The organism is Ruegeria sp. Ofav3-42 (assembly GCF_022347725.1).
Classification (GTDB): Bacteria; Pseudomonadota; Alphaproteobacteria; order Rhodobacterales; family Rhodobacteraceae; genus Ruegeria.
Map to the genome: position 1 here is coordinate 431,044 of NZ_JAKRGB010000001.1, position 16,954 is coordinate 447,997.

Consider the following 16,954-nt stretch of genomic DNA (forward strand, 5'->3'; position numbering starts at 1 on the left):
GACCCAATTACCCCATTTGACCTCATTTAAAAGAGATTGGTGAAGAGGAATCATCATCAACCTCACCCGCCGCTGTCTCAATTCGCCTAACTTCGGGGAAATAGGGCAAATAGGGTAAAGGGGTCAGAAGAAGATTTTTCCTTTTATTGCAGTAGTTTGAGGTGTACCATTTGTGACCCCGTTAACCGCCCGCAATAGGGTCAGACCGCGTTAGCGGTCTTCACCAAATTCAGCCAGTTCCACCCTAAGTTCGTCTAGCGGCGGGAACTCGACATAGAGGACTCGCGAGTCGGTCTGCTTCGCCACTCGCGACCCGTCCGACATTTCACCGCGATAGTGGATCACGTCCTTGTTCCGGTGATTGGCCTCATCACCAATCAGTTCTTCCAGCGCCGCGCGACCTGCTACCGTCTCGTTTCCGCGCCCCTTCTTAATGCCCAAAACCGCGTTGACGTGAGACCGTGCGACACGCGTGGGTTTGTCATCGCTCAGGTCATAGTAGAACGCATCGCCATCTGCGGTCTTTCCAGACAAAATGCCTTCTTCGATAATGCCGATCAGTTCAGCCATTGGACCATTGAGCCCCATGCGCGCCTGCTGACGCAGGCCATCGGTCTTCGGCGGTCTACGCAATACGTCCCACCCGCCAATCTTTGCGGGGTCCCAGTTCACCAAATCATAGACCATTGCCTCAAGCCCGCCTTCGCGCATTTGCTTGTCGATAGCCTTAAAATACGCGGCGTCTTCCTTGTGAGCGTTGCTGGCTTCGAGAACAAGAAACCGTCGAGCGTCCTTGCCATCCGTCGGAATAATCCAGTCATTGTTGGAGATGAATGCAACCGCAAGCCGGTTTGGACGGGTCACAGCATCCTCGAACTTGGCTTCAACGGTAAGTTCGTCAGCAGTAATCAAGTCCTTGATCACGCCCGCTGCGGCCCTGTCGCCAGCCCAGAATGCCTCTTCACACACCAGAAGCAACTTGCCGTCTAGGTGCGCGTTAAAACTCCCGGTCAGGTGCTTCCCCTGAGAAACCTTAAGAGCAGCGCACCCCATTCCGTCACGCAGCCAATCAAATAGCTTACTCTTACCTGTACCCTGCTCACCCCGGATTGCTACCGATGAAGGCACCTTGACGCCAGGACGGGCAAACGGCGATGCGATCCAAGTCATAAACCAGTGAAACAGATCGTCGTCACCTTCGCACAGCACATCGCGAACATGGTTCCTGAGCAGTGACCAATCGCCCTTTACAGGTTCAACAGCAAACCCCGTCCAGATATTGAACTTATGAGCCGGGGCGGCTGACGCGGTCGGTTCGAAGCACGTTCCATCGAACGTATCCCGCTCGCGGTCATAGACAAAAAGAACGTGAGGCTGCAGTTTCTTAAGCTTGCCCTCTTCGTTGACATAATTGACTTCGCGATTGCGAAAAAGTCGATCAAGGGCCGCTTCACTATAGAATACAGGCGGTGCGCCCTTCGCCGTACGGATCGCAGCCTTTGCTCCATCGGGCGTCACAACGTACGAGAAACGCTTGCGCATCGACTCCGTGATCTGCCTGCGTACGACGCCAACCATGCGAGCGTAGGCGCGATCTGCGGCTTCCGGTCCCGGCTTAGATGGCGCAACACCCATTTCCTTGTAGAGGTTGGGTGCGTCTTCCGGGCGGCGCAAGTACCCAAGGTTATCCACCAGCCGTTCATCATAGAGGCTATCCAGCGGATTGGCAGTTACGATGCATGAAGGATCAGCAAACTCACCCTGTCCCTGTCCCCTCGCGTCAGCAATTTCTTGATTGCTGATGAACTCACTTGCCTGCTCAATCCGCCGATCAAGGTATTCATCGGTGTCATACTTGGAACGGTCGCGTTCAGGATCGCGATATGCGCTCTCGATCCGATCACGCAGGGCGTCAAACAACTCGGAAGAATCCACATCAGGCCCATGAGTGGCGAACCACGAACAGGCTGCGCGGTAGATAGGCGAGTCAAATCCGCCACCACCTTCATGGTCGCCAATTTCAGAGAGGATATTGTCAAACCCAACAGTCTCGCTGACGCGAGTCTTGTCAGCCCCAGAGCGCCGCCCAGACTTAGACTTATTGGAAGACTCCCGCTTCGGTTTATCCTGACGTGACTTGGTCGCATTGAACGCCAGTTTTTCGAGCCATTCCGGTGCGTCTGCGATGCAATCCCACGGCGTCACTTCCCACTGGTAGAAATTGCCGCTCTTGTGAACTGACGGCGCGGCGATGATCTGCCCGCCCTCTCCGCGAATATCAACGCCGGTAGCAATCGCTGACGCCGTATTGTAAATCGCAGGCCTACCCTTGAAGATGAAATGCCAGCCACCGGAACCGCTGACACTCTTCGCGGTGCGGGGCAAAACGCCGTGTTCAGCCTCAAGCGCAGCCAGAGCGGCCTTGCCCTCTTCGCCGTCAATGTCGAGCACAAAGAGGCCACACCCCTCCGGGAAGGTGATCGATACATTTCTCGGAGCGTTTACCCGCGCATAGGGGAAAACCTCCCCCTCCTTGTTCGGCGGATATTCACCGTCGCCCGTCCAGAACTCGACAATTTCTTCACGATTATTGCTTGCGCGATCCTGCCACGCCGCCCCGCGCGGGGTCTTCGCCGTGGTCGTTCCTGCCTGCTTACCCGTTCCTTCCCCGGTAGCCGGGTCAATTGCATGGCTATCGACTACGTGCAGCCCACACATCTGGTAGCGAAGCGCATAAGCAAGCGTCATTGCATTGTGGTCTGCTACATCCGCATAGTCGGGATTGGATCGCTTCAACCCGGCGTCGAACAGCGTTTGACTGGCTTCCGCAAATTCGTCCGGCACTTCATTCCTTGCGCGCTGACGCGCGGCCTCAGCCCGTTCGGTGTGATACAAACTCTTTAGGGGTGGACTGCCGAAAAAACGCTTGGCGGGAAGACGGTCGTGCGGACCCGTCTTCACAGGCATCCTAACAACATTACCACCGTCACAATCATCTACGGCATCCGGGTCGGGGATATCTGCACCCGCCAATGCAAACGGGTTGTCTTCTTCCATATTGGCCTCAGGCCTGCTCATGCTCGTCTCCTATTTTGTTGTTGGGCAGAGCGCGCTAACGCGCGCCACAACCGTTTCACTGTGCCGTTGACACGTCCGCTGCTTGTTCCAACAGGTTCGTGAGTTCGTCGTCCAACCGCGCCAAATCTTCTGCGTTGCCCCGCGTCAGCGGGCGCAGCCCAGCCGCCCGAATTGCATCCGTCACCTGCACCAATTTCTGCTCAATTTCGTACACCCATAATCTCCTTCTGATTGAGGTCGTGCGGAGCTGATCCGCCGACACCAGACTGATTAGCAGAGCGACGGTTTCAGATCAAATTATTTAGCAATATCAGTATTTTAACTACTTGTAGTGAACTTTTCACATTGAAGTTTGACTTCAAGTCGCAGCATTTTGGCTGATCCATCTACTTCAAGTGAAGTTTCCCAGATCAGCGGTCAGTTAGACTAGCGTTCGCCAGTTCCCGAGGTTGCCGATTTCGACAACCGGAAGCGAATCAGTGTTGCCGTAAACGCCGGGGCGGACCTCGTAAGCGCCCAACAATTCCAGTGCCCAGACGCATTCCGTAAGGTCGGTCTCCGCCGCGTCTCGCACCTCGCGCAGAGACAGTGCAAAACTACGCCCGTGCCCCATTTCGACCAGCTTGGTATCGATGGCCTCAGCCAGAAGGAGCGCGTCAGCATAGTCCTGCGGATCGAGATGCGTAGACAGCCATGCTCGGCGTTCAAGCATTCTATGGCGAATGGTCTGCGGGTCATCGCTGATCTTCAAAGCATCTACCTGCGCCAAATACAGACGCGACTTCTCGACGGGGGTTAGCTCGATACTCATTTCTTTTCTTTCTTGTTGGAGTGTTAGTGCGCCCCAGCAATGTGGCAACCATTGCTGGGGCTGGCATTAGCGCGCAGGCTCGGGTATTCGCGCGCTAACGTCTCTGCCACTCGGGCAGCTATTTCAGGCCATGCGGCAAAAAATGCTTCATCGTCAGGGAAGCTTAGGCGTTCGGCGTGCCATAGCTGGCAGCGCCGCAAATATCGGTCCCGAGCTTCACGCTGCTTTGCGGTAAGGCCAGTTTTCGATCTCTTTTTCAAGACGCACCTCCTCCTCTGCGAAACGCTCAGGAGGCCATTCAGCCCTCATTTCAAATGCGCGTTTCCAACGGTCCTGTCGGTTCCTAATTCGCGCTTTTGCCGCCTTATCCGCTTGGGGGTATTCGCTTCCCAATACGTTTAGTTCAAAGAGGCTCATCGCGCGCCAGCGCTAGCGTCTGCGGCTGCTGCGATAGCGTGTAGCTTGTTGCGTCGGCGCAGCCGGATTTGCTCTTCAGCCGACAGCGACAGGGTCAGGCGCTGCCTGAGACTGCAATATGCAGCAGCGGAAATCGTTTCGCCCGTCAGGTGGCAATAGTAGTTGGCACCGACCTTCACGAACAGCTTTTCCAGCGGCTCATTCGCTTCGCGGAGCGCGTTCTCAAGTTCATTCATCACATTAGCCCCCACGCCCGCGCCTTTGCGATACGCTCAGCAGGATTCAGCGTCATTAGACGGCGCAACAGCGTTGCTTCGTCGGCGACACTAGTCGGAGCGGACTGCTGACGCTTGTCGATCATCCCGAGTTCACGGGCACGGGTCAGGCGCTTTTCAGGCGTAAGGCGCGACAACTCTGCATGGGAATCTTCGTCGCCCTGCTCCAGCGCTTCGCGCAGCTCCTTTTGACGAACCTGTTCCTTCACGCCTTCAAGCTGCTGAATTTCATCCATGTAAAGCGGGCTAAGCGGCTCATCCGTCAACGTCGCAATGCGTGCGCTAGGCATCGCTACAATATCTTCGCGCGAGAGCTGCACCCCAAAGTGACGCTCCGCATCGCCGATAATCTTGTCTGACACTGCTTCCCAACGGGCGCGGGTCAAGTCCCCACCGGATGCAACGAGGTTGCGGAAATTTTCATACTGGTCGCTCAAGTTATGCGGCCTCCTTGTTGGTTAGATTTTCGAAGTGACGGGCATTGCAAAGGCTGAACGCAAACGCGAACGACGCATCAATGTCAGGAAGTTCAGTATCGTCCCCAGTAACGACAAAACGACAGATACTGGGGTGAAGGCAGAGCTTTAGATGAAGTGCGTCCACGAACTGCCAGATTTCGCTGCTGGACGTGGCTTCAAATAGTGCGGCAGTGAAGTTGACCCGGCATTCAGTCAGCCGCTCTTTCTGTTCAGTATCAAGCCAGTCCTCAAACGCACGACATACAGGGATAACCTCGTCGCCAACGAACAAGGTGCCATCCGAGGTGGCGATATCGAACAGACGCTGGATAGCTCCATTGCCGCGCTCACGCGCGGTAAGCGTCGGTAGCACTGCGGCAACATAGTAGCGGCGGCTCCGCGCGCCGCCCGCGTAGGGAACGGAACGCAGGCGGCGGCATACAGTATCCGCACAGCAACCAACCGCCCGCGCATAGTCTTTCTGTGATACCGTAATCGGCATTTCTTACCTTCATTTTCGGGAAAGTTAAATCTATGGATTGACTTTTTCTCTCATATCGCGGGTGTCGAGTCAAGAAATCGACAAAAACGGGTCAATGATTCGGACTTCGGCAAAAGAAAAGGCCCGCGTTAGCGGGCCCTTAGACTACTTATCAAAATGGGGATAACCTTGTTTTCAACAGGTTCGAGAACTACGCCGTGACATAACCCAAGAGTGCCCCCGCCAAACTAGCAACTCCGAGAACTACAACGCCGGTAGCTATTAGCTTTGCGGTAAAAGCAGTCAAAAAAGGTGCCTCCCCCTTCACGGCAAGAAACGCGATTTTAATCGACCAAACAGATAGAAACACCAAGACTGGCGACAACGCGGCACTGCCAACGGCAGAATTCGTGCCCCACCACTTTAGAGAGTACGCAATAAAACCAGAAGTCAGCGTGGTGAAGGTAACCGCCAGACTAATCAGCTTTAGAATTTCAGCCTGCTGCTTGATGGATGGACGTCCATTATGCTCGAATTCGTTCACTTTTGTTTTCCTTTTGTTCTTGAACGTATGGATCATTTAGATTAACCTCAATCCTTAGTCAATTGTTTTTTATGTTGATTTATGGAGTTCCTAGCTCAAGGCTAACGCGGACCTTTTGGCATAATCACCACACGATCAAACTCTCGGAATGAGAGCCCCCATTAGTCACTGGAACACAACCGAGAACTTTGAAACAAGCGCCTCGACTGCCCGCGTCCTTCTGAAGTCCACCCCCCTGAACACAAGGCAATTATGAACTACTCTTGGTGTGAAATTTACTTATTAGCAAAAGACTGGCAGACCCTGATCGGGGCATTAACCGCGCTTGTCGCTGCACTCCTGACGATTGCCGTCATGCTCTGGCAAGCCAGCAGCGAAAGAAAACGGCATAGAAACCAATTAAAACGTAAGAACTTAGCAGCGCGAGCGAGAATGCCGGATGCGCTGGCCGAAGTCACCGAATACGCGCAGCGGGTTGGAAAGTTTCTTACAGGGCAAATTGACGACAGACCAGAAGGACCGCAATCAGAGTCCATTCAAACACTAAAGCAGGTTATTGAACACATTGATGACGATGCAGCAGCAAGGACTTTTGAGCTGGTATCATGGTACCAAGTTCAAAGAGTGCGTTTTCAGGACAATGAGTCTCCCCTTAACGACACAGGTTCGCTTTATGAAGTTGTGCGGCTTCAAGCTTATGTAAACAGCCTATTCGACTACGCGCGAGACCAATCGCAAACTGTGTCTAACGACAAACCTTCACAAGATGAAATGATGACCGCTAAGCACAACGTATTTGATCTTCAGTACGTGATGGCAAACGAAGCCCAATTTAACGAGTTGGACCAACGCATTCAACGGCAGCACTAGAGGTATCCCGCTAACGCGGGCACCCTACCCCACTAACGCTTCTACCAGAACGACACTATATTCATGGCGTCAGCCATTGAATCCATAGTTTCCGGGTCTGTGTAGTGACGCATCATCTTCCCATCCGGCTTATGCCCAATGATCTGCTGCCGTATTCCTTTGGAGACGCCCTGACGCTTCATTGCCATATTGAACGTGCCGCGTGTCGAATACAGGGACACACGGGGACGCTTAAGTTTCAGTTCCGTTAGGATCGGGTCAAACTGCTTCTCCGAGAAATTCTTCACAACATCTTTGATCAGTTTACCCTCCGCGTCACGAACACAGGCCAACCCGCCCTCATTTATGAACGCTGGAAGGTCTGAAAGCCCATCTGGCAGCGGGATTAGGCGATTGCCACTCTTGCTAAAGCAAATGTTTATACCGATCCCCCGCCATTCATCCTGATAGGCGTCAATCTTGTTTACATCGGAAACATCCCCATCCCGCAATCGGAAGAATTCATGGGGACGCATACCCGTCAAGATCAATGTTTTGACACACATTAGGTATGCTCGACGGCGATCCTTGCTCAACCGGGACTTGCCATCGGGTGCAAAACGTTTCTGCGCTGCTGCCCAGATTTTCGCCACATCATCAGGCTTAAACGGTATCTGCTTACGATCTTCTATCGACTTCTTATCGCGCGGGAACTTAAGGCCAAGAGCGGGATTGGCGTCTATCACTTCTTCATCTTGCGCATAGGAAAGGACCGAACCGATCCCGGCGAAGAGAGTCCGTATCGACGTTGGCTCAAGGCCAGACGCAATAAGGTGGTCCCGGTGATCTTTGAGCATTCTAGAGGTAATGTCGCGGGCATCTAAGTCCCCTTCCCGATCAATGAACCTCTGAATCCCGTTCCGATATGCGCGCTCTGTGTTGTCGGACAAGGATTCCAACCCCTTGTAGCGCTCCAATAGTTTCATAAGGGTGTTTTCAGAATTGCTCGGTGCCAGCCTTTGAAGCTGACGCAGCCGAGCGGCGACCATGCCCTTGAGCGCATCGAACATCATTGCGCCAGTAGTATCGGTTGGGCGTTGGGGGCGCATGTGGCGCACCAAAGTCAATGCCACCGGATCCTCGATAGGCTGAGCTTCGATATAGCTATGATCATCGAAGGCATACGCCATAAAGCCTGCCAGCATCTCCCGCTCACGCGGGGGACTCTCTTTCGCCGCTGACTGCATAACCGTTTCCGCGTTGCGCCAGCGCTCCTTCGATATCATCTCGGGATCACTGAAATTTGGAGCAGGACCCGACGCAAGGGCTAGCCTCAAGTCCAGCGCCTTAGCAAATGCTTCCTCTTCATTCCGCTTGATTTGCGCGTTTGCGGCTTCCGGGTCTGATAGAGCTTCAATCAGCTTGTCATGCTCGTCTGTAAGCTTAATGCACTTACGAACGGCCTCGGTATAGTCGGACCCAAGCCGCTTTTCCCAGACCTTTCTGCCCACCGCCTGCTGCAGGTCTTCTGGCACCCGCCGGATGTACTTGCAAAGCCCCGTTTTAGCTGAGACTTTGAGGTAAGGAATGGCGTTCTTCTTGGGCATCAAACAGCCTCCATGTGGGACACTATGCTCCCTCATGTGGGACACTTTTAGACCTCAACGCAAGCCGAAACACCTTAAAGTCAATAAATAAAGGGCTTCGCGACAGAAGTCATATTTTCAAATCTCTTATCACCCACCATTCCTCTTTTGAGAATCAACGGCCCCTAACGGTTTGAAACTGCTGGGCTTGCCAGCTTGCATTTCAACTGCGTATCGTTCCTGCATATGCCGTGTGATCACACCGGCGCTGGTGGGCGGGGTATCATATGGCCAAATTGAAGCGGGATATTGGCCTTGTCGGCCTGACATTCATTTCGGTCGGCGGAATCATCGGGTCTGGTTGGTTATTCGGTCCCCTTTTGGCCGTTCAGCATGCAGGGCCAGCGGCGATCCTCTCGTGGATCATCGGCGCGACGGCCATGTTCATCCTTGCCATTACATTTGCCGAGATATCCGCCATGCTGCCCATCCCCGGAGGAATCGCGCGCGTCCCGCAGTTTTCGCATGGCAATATCGTTTCAATGGCAATGGGATGGACCGCCTGGATTGGGTACAACACAACCGCCCCGATCGAAGTCGAAGCCATGCTGAAATACCTCGCGCCCTACGCGCCATGGCTACACGCGGCTGACACGGGCGACCTGACCGGCGCTGGGATCACTGTTGCCCTGTTCTTCATGCTGTTGTTCGTTGTCATCAACGCCTTGGGCGTAAAGTTCTTCACGCGAGTCAACGCCACACTGACCTGGGCCAAGATCGCCATCCCTATAGTACTTTCCGGACTGTTGATCGCGAGTCGATTTGACACCGCAAATTTCTCAAGTCCCGGTGGCTTCGCACCCTACGGGCTGCAAGGCATTATGGCCGCTGTTTCGACCGGCGGTGTGATCTTTTCTTTCATTGGCTTTCGCCACGTCGTCGACATGGCCGGTGAGGTTAAAAATCCGAAGATCGCGATTCCGGCGGCGCTGGTCCTGTCCATTATTCTCTGCGCAGCCATCTATATCGGTCTGCAGATTGCATTTATCGGAGCACTTGACCCGGCGATGCTAAAAAGCGGCTGGGCAAGCCTGAATTTCGGCGGCCAGGGCCCGTTGGACGGGGTCATCATGTCGGTGGGAATCGTCTGGTTCCTGAGTATTCTGAACGTCGGTTCGGTCATTGGACCGTTCGGAAACGGCTTGGTGTCCACCGGTTCCAATGCGCGAATTGCATTGGCGCTGTCACAAAACGGGTTCCTGCCAAAACGCCTGCAGATGCTGTCCTCGTTCGGCGTTCCTTTGTGGGCTCTGTCTCTGAACTTTCTGATCGGGATTTTATTCCTGCTCACCGTTCCGTTCACCACTGTCATCGCGCTGAACGGCGCGGCCATCGTATTGTCGTTTGCCGTCGGACCAATCGCCGTTGTGTGCCTGCGCCAGCTGATGCCAGACCATCCAAGATCAATCCGCATCCCTTTCGTCAAAGTCGTAGCCATCACAGCCTTCGCTGTCGCGACGCTCATCGTCTACTGGAGCGGATGGGACACCGTCTGGCGGCTCGGCATTGCTCTGATCGTTGGGTTTGTTCTTCTGCTGGCCCGGTTCCACGGCCGATTGGACGAAATGGACGTGACCGAGGCCTTGTGGCTGGTCCCCTTTTTCATCGGGATCGGTTTGATCTCGTTTCTGGGTCAGTTCGGAGAAGGTGCACAAAAGCAAATCCCGTTCGGATGGGACATAGTTCTGTGCGTTCTATTTTCAGCGGTCATTTTCGGCCTAGCGGTCCGTTCAGCCCTGTCTCCAAAGAAGTTTCGCACGTACATCGAAGAGGAAGAGGTTCTGGACCCGAAAAAGCCCGTCATAGGGTTCTGAAAACAAAAAAAGGCGGGGAGATCCCCGCCTTTTGTTTGGTTGTACGGATCAGTGCGTCGTGGCCGCAGGGCCTGAGCTTTCAGCAGCCTTGGCAGCGGCCGCAGCGGCCTCTTCGGCAGCTTCATCCCACTCGATGGCTTCAGGCTCACGCACCAGCGCTTCTTTAAGAACTTCAGACACGTGCTTGACCGGAATGATCTTCAGGCCTTCCTTCACGTTATCCGGGATCTCGGCCAGATCCTTTTCGTTCTCTTCCGGGATCAGAACCGTCTTGATGCCACCACGCAGGGCCGCCAGCAGTTTCTCTTTCAAGCCACCAATCGGCATTGCATTACCCCGCAGCGATACCTCACCCGTCATGGCGATATCCTTGCGCACCGGAATTCCGGTCAGCACGGACACGATCGAAGTCACCATCGCCAGACCAGCACTTGGGCCGTCCTTGGGCGTTGCGCCATCCGGCACGTGGACGTGGATGTCCAGCGAGTCGAACTTGGGCGGCTTCACCCCGATCTGAGGCGAAATTGAACGCACATAAGACGACGCCGCGTCGATGGATTCCTTCATCACATCGCCCAGCTTACCAGTGGTCTTCATCCGACCTTTACCCGGCAGTTTCAGCGCCTCGATATGCAGCAGGTCACCACCAACGGAGGTCCACGCCAGGCCGGTAACAACACCGACCTGATCGTCCTGTTCGGCCAGACCATAACGGAACTTCGGGACACCCAGGAAATCATCGAGATTGTCCGGCGTCACCGTAACGGAATCCGCCTCTTTCTTGATGATCTTGGTCAGCGATTTCCGAGCCACTTTGGCGATTTCACGTTCAAGATTCCGCACGCCCGCCTCACGGGTGTAGGTGCGGATCATCTTTTGCAGCGCCTCATCGGTCAGCTCGAATTCTTTGCCCTTCAGACCATGGTTCTTGACCTGCTTGCTGATCAGATGCTGCTTGGCGATCTCGCTCTTTTCCTCTTCGGTGTAACCGGCCAGAGGGATGATCTCCATCCGGTCCAGCAGAGGCCCAGGCATGTTGTAGCTGTTCGACGTGGTCAGGAACATCACGTTGGACAGGTCATATTCGACCTCAAGGTAGTGGTCCATGAACGTGTTGTTTTGTTCGGGATCCAACACCTCAAGCATCGCCGAAGCCGGATCGCCACGGAAGTCCTGACCCATCTTGTCGATCTCGTCGAGCAGGATGAGCGGGTTCGTGGTTTTCGCCTTTTTCAGCGCCTGGATGATTTTACCGGGCATCGAACCGATATAGGTCCGACGGTGGCCGCGAATCTCGGATTCATCGCGCACGCCACCCAGCGAGATGCGAATGAACTCGCGCCCCGTGGCTTTAGCAACCGATTTACCCAAGCTCGTCTTACCAACACCCGGAGGGCCAACAAGGCACAGGATCGGGCCTTTCAGCTTTTTCGAACGCTGCTGCACCGCCAGATATTCAACGATCCGTTCCTTGACCTTTTCAAGACCATAGTGATCGTCGTCCAGAATTTCCTGCGCGCGACCCAGATCCTTTTTGACGCGGGATTTGGTACCCCACGGCAAGGCCAGAATCCAATCGAGATAGTTGCGTACGACGGTGGCCTCAGCCGACATCGGGCTCATGTTGCGCAGCTTTTTCAGCTCGCCTTCGGCCTTTTCACGCGCTTCCTTCGAAAGCTTGGTCTCTTCGATCTTGGCTTCCAGCTCGGCGACTTCGTTGCTGCCGTCCTCACCATCGCCAAGCTCCTTCTGAATGGCCTTCATTTGCTCATTCAGATAGTACTCGCGCTGCGTCTTCTCCATCTGGGTTTTGACGCGGGTCTTGATCTTTTTCTCGACCTGCAGAACCGACATTTCGCCCTGCATCAGGCCATAGACTTTCTCAAGCCGTTCGCTGACGGAAAGGGTTTCCAGTAGTTCCTGTTTTTGCTCAACCTCGATACCCAAGTGACCCGACACGAGGTCGGCCAGTTTGGCGGGTTCGGCAGTTTCGCCAACGGCGGTCAGCGCTTCTTCGGGAATGTTCTTACGCACTTTCGCGTAACGCTCGAACTCATCCGCAACCGTGCGCTGCAGTGCTTCGGTTGTGGTTACGTCACCCGGAATTTCAGTCAAATACTCGGCGCGGGCCTCAAAGAATTCTTCGTTTTCAAGGAATTCCGTAATCTGCACTCGGGCCTGGCCTTCGACCAGCACCTTCACGGTGCCGTCCGGCAGTTTCAGCAATTGCAATACATTGGCCAGCACGCCCGACCGATAGATGCCATCAATGGTGGGGTCATCGTCACTCGGGTCGATCTGACTGGACAACAGAATCTGCTTGTCGTCCTGCATCACTTCTTCCAGCGCACGGACGGATTTTTCCCGACCGACGAACAGCGGCACGATCATATGCGGGAAAACCACGATATCGCGCAGCGGCAGCACTGGGTATGAGGAGTTCAGGGGCTCTTGCATGCTCTATCCTTATTGTTTTGGCAAGCCTTCAACTCGCCCCGCTTTGCGGCAGCTTCGGAAGGCTCCATTAGAGTTACAAAGTGGTGCAGATTGTTCCGGTTTTCAAGCAGTCATGCCCGCGGTGCACAAACAATCATCACATCAGGTCAAAGCGTATGTCGCCCTCTCAGTATTCCTTTTGCAGAACAAGCACTTTTTGCGCGCCACGTTTGCGAAACCCGTTGGGAAAGACATATGCAAACCCGATTTCAGGGACCAATTCGTTCAGGTCACGCTCCATCTCGGCATCCGAATGCTCGAACGTACGGCGGTGCTGAAAAAGCTGAAAAAGATCACCGGTTTTGGTAAAGACCTTTGGCTCGTAGGTGCGCGGCTGCCAATGCAGATCTTCGATGATGTACATCCCGCCCGGCTTGAGCAAAGGCCACATTTCCAACAGACCAAACTGCTGGTGATGCGAAGCATGAGAGGCGTCATCCAGAATAATGTCGAAACCAGGCTCCAGTTTTGCGGCGGCCTCTTGGATGTTCTCGCGCTTGTCCATATCGCATTGAACGAAATCAAACCGCGCGTCTTCGAACCACGAGAAATCGGAAACGTCCAACCCTGTTACATGACCCTTGGGGAACTACTCCAGCCACATGGAAACCGAAGGAAGAGCCGTCTCTCGATCCGCACTTTTCCCTTTTCCGGTCCGCCGATCTGTAGGCCCATTTCCAGGATACGGACATTTTGATCGCGCAGAGGAAAGAACAACAGGTTGTATTAGTGCGTGTAGCCATGAGCCAAGCTGACCAAACCCTTGTCCGAGCCATATTTGTCAGCAAGACCAGTTAGATTCTTCATATACTTATCCCCTCCACTTTAAAGTGGACTCAATTTGGTCGCATCCGCAGTGATTTTTTTGGGTTTAGAATCTAAACCCATTTTTACCAACCCATCGCAAAATCTTGGCGCTGCAAAAACTCCTCGATCCCCGCATAGCGCTCAACAGTACGACGCGCCTGACGAACCCGCTTACGAAGCGTTTTTGGATTCAAACTCTCGCCCCAAACTTGTTGCCCAAGCCGGTCTGCTTCTTCTTGAAGTCCAACTGAATTCAGAAATTCTTCCATAGAACGAGGATAATATTCGTCAAAAAGCAGTATCGCACTGTTCCAAGGTTTTCTTTGGTCAGTAAAATGAACGATACGCGGATTTAAGGATGATGCCAGGAAACCGTCACCTCGGTGAAATTGCCAATTCCAACTTGGCGAAATTTCAGCCCAGTTGCCGGACTTCACAACATTCAGAGCTGTCTGGTCCGCGAGTGGCACGCCTTGCCCTTTGTCGAGAAGAAAGTCGACTGCCTTTTCGGCCACACATTGCTCCAAAAAGGTTTCGCTGCGGACGACTAGTACGCCAGCATTGAAGTACCTTTCCTTTTGATCTTTTTAAAAAATGAATGTCCTGCGAAGAAAATTCTTGTTGCTTGCCCAATAGTTCGCGTCGCGGACAGCAGCCAGAGGCCGCCCAGCCCAATCAACCTGCAAAAGGTCAGAAAACCGGCCCCAACGCAAAAAAACATCCACATCGCAATAAGCTACATTAGGATATTTTTGTGCCAGTTCTTCCAACGCCTTCAAACGTAGTAAAGTCGCTGAGGAAAAAACTCGTGAGATTTGAATTTATCTCTCGGCATTATCTCCCTTTCATAATGAACCGCCGAGACGTTCGGCGGCATCACATCCAGGATTTTCTGGTCAACCTCGTCCGGCGAATAAAAGTAGTAATCCAAATCGCGATTATCGTCGCTTCAGGCAGCGCAGCTAAGGAAAAATGCGGCTTGCCAAAACAGAGAAGCGTCAACACATACGGCGACTGCCATATTTCCAATTTGCCCTGATTGAAGAAGAGGTGCATTGACTGAATTCTTTGCGCGCATTTTCTTTCTCAATCAGCGTCGTCCAGTTCAGGTCGCAGACTCTTACAGCTATAGTCTGTCAATATCGCCTTGCGCACGTTGCGCATGGAACTCGGCCTGCCATGCATCGAAGGTTCCAGCAGATATGGCGTCGCGCATACCCCGCATGATTTCCTGGAAGTAATGGAGGTTATGCCAGGTCAGCAGCATGCCCGAAATCATCTCGTTCGAGCGGAATACGTGATGCAGATAAGCGCGGGAATAGTTTGAACATGCAGGACAGCTGCACGCCTCGTCCAATGGGCGCGGATCATCAGCATGGCGGGCGTTTTTGATGTTCACCACACCGTGGCGCGTGAAGACCTGTCCGGTTCGGCCGGATCTGGATGGCAGAACGCAATCCATCATGTCGATGCCGCGGGCAACAGCCCCGACAATATCGTCAGGCTTACCGACGCCCATCAGATAGCGTGGCTTGTCCACCGGCAGCATGTCCGGCGCAAAGTCCAGAACATCAAACATCGCTTCCTGCCCTTCACCGACGGCAAGCCCGCCGACGGCATAGCCTTCGAACCCGATCTCTTTCAGCGCTTCGGCAGACTCCTCTCGGAAGTCTTGCTCCAACCCACCCTGCTGAATACCGAACAACGCATGACCGGGACGATCCCCGAAGGCGTCCCGCGAACGTTCAGCCCATCGCATCGACAAGCGCATCGACTCCGCGATGCGGTCCCGGTCGGCTGGCAAGGCCGGGCATTCGTCGAAGCACATGACGATATCGGACCCCAAAAGGCGCTGAATCTCCATCGACCGCTCAGGTGTCAGTTCATGCGCCGAACCGTCGATATGAGATTTGAATGTGACGCCCTTTTCCGTCAGTTTCCGCAACCCGGCCAGAGACATGACCTGAAATCCGCCCGAGTCCGTCAGGATCGGACGCTCCCAATTCATGAACTTGTGCAAACCGCCCAGCCGGTCGATCCGCTCGGCGGTTGGACGCAGCATCAGGTGATAGGTGTTGCCCAACAGAATGTCAGCCCCGGTCGCGCGCACGCTTTCCGGCATCATAGCTTTGACCGTCGCGGCCGTGCCGACAGGCATGAATGCGGGCGTGCGCACTTCGCCGCGCGGAGTGTTGATTACTCCGGTGCGGGCCTTGCCGTCGGTTGCTTTCAAATCGAAGGAGAAGCGGTCTGTCATGTGTATGCCTCGAGGGGATCGCGGAACCGGGCAGCAATTGCCCGATCTTTCCGGTATTTTCAAGCCGTCAGGGCAATGACGCAACGCGGTCTGTGAAAAGGCTTACGACCCCTTCACCGTCCACGTCCCGGCAAACCCGTACTTTCGGTCTGGCCGGATCGGGTCGGGTCGCCCCAATTTCAGGACCATCAACCGCAACCCGAAGCCCGGTTTCGACCATATCGAACATCGGCGCATGCGTGCAGGCGATCACCGCCGTCGAGTCGTGCAGACCACACCCTTCCAGCCCGCCGATATCCTTATAGAACTTCAGGTAGAACTTTGATATATCGCGCAAAAATGCGCCCATCCCCGCAGAACGTTTCGCCAAAGCCTCGAAATCGGCGGTTTCGTACAAGGTCTTCAACGTGACATCCAAACCAACCAAAACGGTATCCGCCGGCGACGCAAACACCGCATCTGCGGCCTGTACATCATGATAGATATTGGCTTCGGCATGCTCGGTGATATTTCCGGGGCAATACACGGCCCCACCCATGATCACCAAGCGTTTGATATTACGCGCAAACTCGGGATCAAGCTTCATGGCATCGGCAATGTTGGTCAGAGGTCCAACCGCGCATACCACCAGTTCGCCTTTATGCGCGCGCGCTTGATCAACAAGAAATTCCGCCGCGGTCCTAGTGTGATTTGACCCAACTTGCGGAATCTCGGTGATGTCTCCGAACCCTTCAGGGCCATGCACATGCTTGGACGGCGCATGTGCATCGGCACCCCTCGGATATGGCGCACCTTCGGCCACAGGTGCGTCCAATCCCAGCTTATGCAACAAAAAACGCGCGTTGCGACTGGATTGATCCACATGCGTGTTGCCGAACACGGTGGTCAGGCCGATCAGCTCGATTTCCGGGGCTGCAGCGGCATAGGCAATGGCCATCGCATCGTCGATACCCGGGTCTGTGTCGATAATCAGTTTCATCCCCGCCCGATAGCGCAATCACGACAGGATGCAAAGCGGCCA

Annotated in this window: 14 protein-coding genes and 1 pseudogene; 2 read left to right on the forward strand and 13 right to left on the reverse strand. The window is 54.3% G+C overall.

Features of this window, described 5'->3' with window-relative positions; all coding sequences use genetic code 11:
- Positions 1-210 precede the first annotated feature (210 nt).
- From MHN28_RS02135 to MHN28_RS02165, 7 genes are all read right to left on the reverse strand, one after another.
- On the reverse strand, positions 211-3,078 hold the full coding sequence (locus tag MHN28_RS02135; protein ID WP_239335436.1) for a bifunctional DNA primase/polymerase: 2,868 nt from the start codon (positions 3,076-3,078) through the stop codon (positions 211-213).
- 55 nt (positions 3,079-3,133) lie between these two features.
- Entirely contained in the window at positions 3,134-3,292 is a 159-nt protein-coding gene (locus MHN28_RS02140; protein ID WP_239335438.1) for a hypothetical protein, read from the reverse strand.
- 207 nt (positions 3,293-3,499) lie between these two features.
- Positions 3,500-3,889 (reverse strand): hypothetical protein, encoded by a 390-nt coding sequence (locus MHN28_RS02145; protein WP_239335439.1) that lies wholly within the window; start codon positions 3,887-3,889, stop codon positions 3,500-3,502.
- 413 nt (positions 3,890-4,302) lie between these two features.
- Complete coding sequence (locus MHN28_RS02150; protein WP_239335441.1) at positions 4,303-4,542, reverse strand: hypothetical protein; 240 nt, start codon at positions 4,540-4,542, stop codon at positions 4,303-4,305.
- A complete protein-coding gene (locus tag MHN28_RS02155) occupies positions 4,542-5,018 on the reverse strand; it encodes a hypothetical protein (protein WP_239335443.1) in 477 nt (158 codons plus the stop codon). Before MHN28_RS02155 ends, MHN28_RS02150 begins: the two co-directional genes overlap by 1 nt.
- Before the next feature lies 1 nt (position 5,019).
- On the reverse strand, positions 5,020-5,541 hold the full coding sequence (locus MHN28_RS02160; protein ID WP_239335445.1) for a hypothetical protein: 522 nt from the start codon (positions 5,539-5,541) through the stop codon (positions 5,020-5,022).
- Positions 5,542-5,731: 190 nt separating this feature from the next.
- The gene (locus tag MHN28_RS02165) at positions 5,732-6,100 is read right to left on the reverse strand and encodes a hypothetical protein (RefSeq protein WP_239335447.1); all 369 of its coding nucleotides are present in this window, start codon (positions 6,098-6,100) and stop codon (positions 5,732-5,734) included.
- A gap of 216 nt (positions 6,101-6,316) precedes the next feature.
- Between MHN28_RS02165 and MHN28_RS02170 the strand changes: the two genes are divergently transcribed.
- Positions 6,317-6,934, forward strand: a complete 618-nt coding sequence (locus tag MHN28_RS02170) for a hypothetical protein (RefSeq protein ID WP_239335449.1) — start codon at positions 6,317-6,319, stop codon at positions 6,932-6,934.
- A gap of 41 nt (positions 6,935-6,975) precedes the next feature.
- Here MHN28_RS02170 and MHN28_RS02175 read toward each other — a convergent pair whose 3' ends face one another.
- Entirely contained in the window at positions 6,976-8,520 is a 1,545-nt protein-coding gene (locus MHN28_RS02175; RefSeq protein WP_239335459.1) for a phage integrase SAM-like domain-containing protein, read from the reverse strand.
- Between the two features lie 266 nt (positions 8,521-8,786).
- Between MHN28_RS02175 and MHN28_RS02180 the strand changes: the two genes are divergently transcribed.
- Positions 8,787-10,373, forward strand: coding sequence for an APC family permease (locus MHN28_RS02180; RefSeq protein WP_239335460.1), 1,587 nt, complete (start codon positions 8,787-8,789; stop codon positions 10,371-10,373).
- Positions 10,374-10,421: 48 nt separating this feature from the next.
- Here the strand turns inward: MHN28_RS02180 and lon are convergent, their stop codons facing one another.
- The 5 genes and pseudogenes from lon to MHN28_RS02205 all read right to left on the reverse strand — a co-directional run bounded on the left by lon (position 10,422) and on the right by MHN28_RS02205 (position 16,912).
- Complete coding sequence (gene lon / locus MHN28_RS02185) at positions 10,422-12,830, reverse strand: endopeptidase La (protein WP_239335461.1); 2,409 nt, start codon at positions 12,828-12,830, stop codon at positions 10,422-10,424.
- Positions 12,831-12,996: 166 nt separating this feature from the next.
- Complete coding sequence (locus MHN28_RS02190) at positions 12,997-13,434, reverse strand: class I SAM-dependent methyltransferase (RefSeq protein WP_239335462.1); 438 nt, start codon at positions 13,432-13,434, stop codon at positions 12,997-12,999.
- Positions 13,435-13,759: 325 nt separating this feature from the next.
- Positions 13,760-14,497: pseudogene (locus tag MHN28_RS02195) on the reverse strand (glycosyltransferase family 8 protein).
- 305 nt (positions 14,498-14,802) lie between these two features.
- Positions 14,803-15,933 (reverse strand): tRNA guanosine(34) transglycosylase Tgt, encoded by a 1,131-nt coding sequence (gene tgt, locus MHN28_RS02200; RefSeq protein WP_239335464.1) that lies wholly within the window; start codon positions 15,931-15,933, stop codon positions 14,803-14,805.
- A 67-nt stretch (positions 15,934-16,000) separates the two neighbouring features.
- Entirely contained in the window at positions 16,001-16,912 is a 912-nt protein-coding gene (locus MHN28_RS02205) for a nucleoside hydrolase (RefSeq protein ID WP_239335466.1), read from the reverse strand.
- Positions 16,913-16,954: the final 42 nt, after the last annotated feature.

Coding starts and splice junctions, on each gene's coding strand:
- MHN28_RS02135 (WP_239335436.1), bottom strand. CDS start 3,078: ATGAGCAGGCCTGAGGCCAATATGGAAGAAGACAACCCGTTTGCATTG.
- MHN28_RS02145 (WP_239335439.1), bottom strand. CDS start 3,889: ATGAGTATCGAGCTAACCCCCGTCGAGAAGTCGCGTCTGTATTTGGCG.
- MHN28_RS02150 (WP_239335441.1), bottom strand. CDS start 4,542: ATGAATGAACTTGAGAACGCGCTCCGCGAAGCGAATGAGCCGCTGGAA.
- MHN28_RS02160 (WP_239335445.1), bottom strand. CDS start 5,541: ATGCCGATTACGGTATCACAGAAAGACTATGCGCGGGCGGTTGGTTGC.
- MHN28_RS02165 (WP_239335447.1), bottom strand. CDS start 6,100: ATGATCCATACGTTCAAGAACAAAAGGAAAACAAAAGTGAACGAATTC.
- MHN28_RS02170 (WP_239335449.1), top strand. CDS start 6,317: ATGAACTACTCTTGGTGTGAAATTTACTTATTAGCAAAAGACTGGCAG.
- MHN28_RS02175 (WP_239335459.1), bottom strand. CDS start 8,520: ATGCCCAAGAAGAACGCCATTCCTTACCTCAAAGTCTCAGCTAAAACG.
- MHN28_RS02180 (WP_239335460.1), top strand. CDS start 8,787: ATGGCCAAATTGAAGCGGGATATTGGCCTTGTCGGCCTGACATTCATT.
- lon (WP_239335461.1), bottom strand. CDS start 12,830: ATGCAAGAGCCCCTGAACTCCTCATACCCAGTGCTGCCGCTGCGCGAT.
- tgt (WP_239335464.1), bottom strand. CDS start 15,933: ATGACAGACCGCTTCTCCTTCGATTTGAAAGCAACCGACGGCAAGGCC.
- MHN28_RS02205 (WP_239335466.1), bottom strand. CDS start 16,912: ATGAAACTGATTATCGACACAGACCCGGGTATCGACGATGCGATGGCC.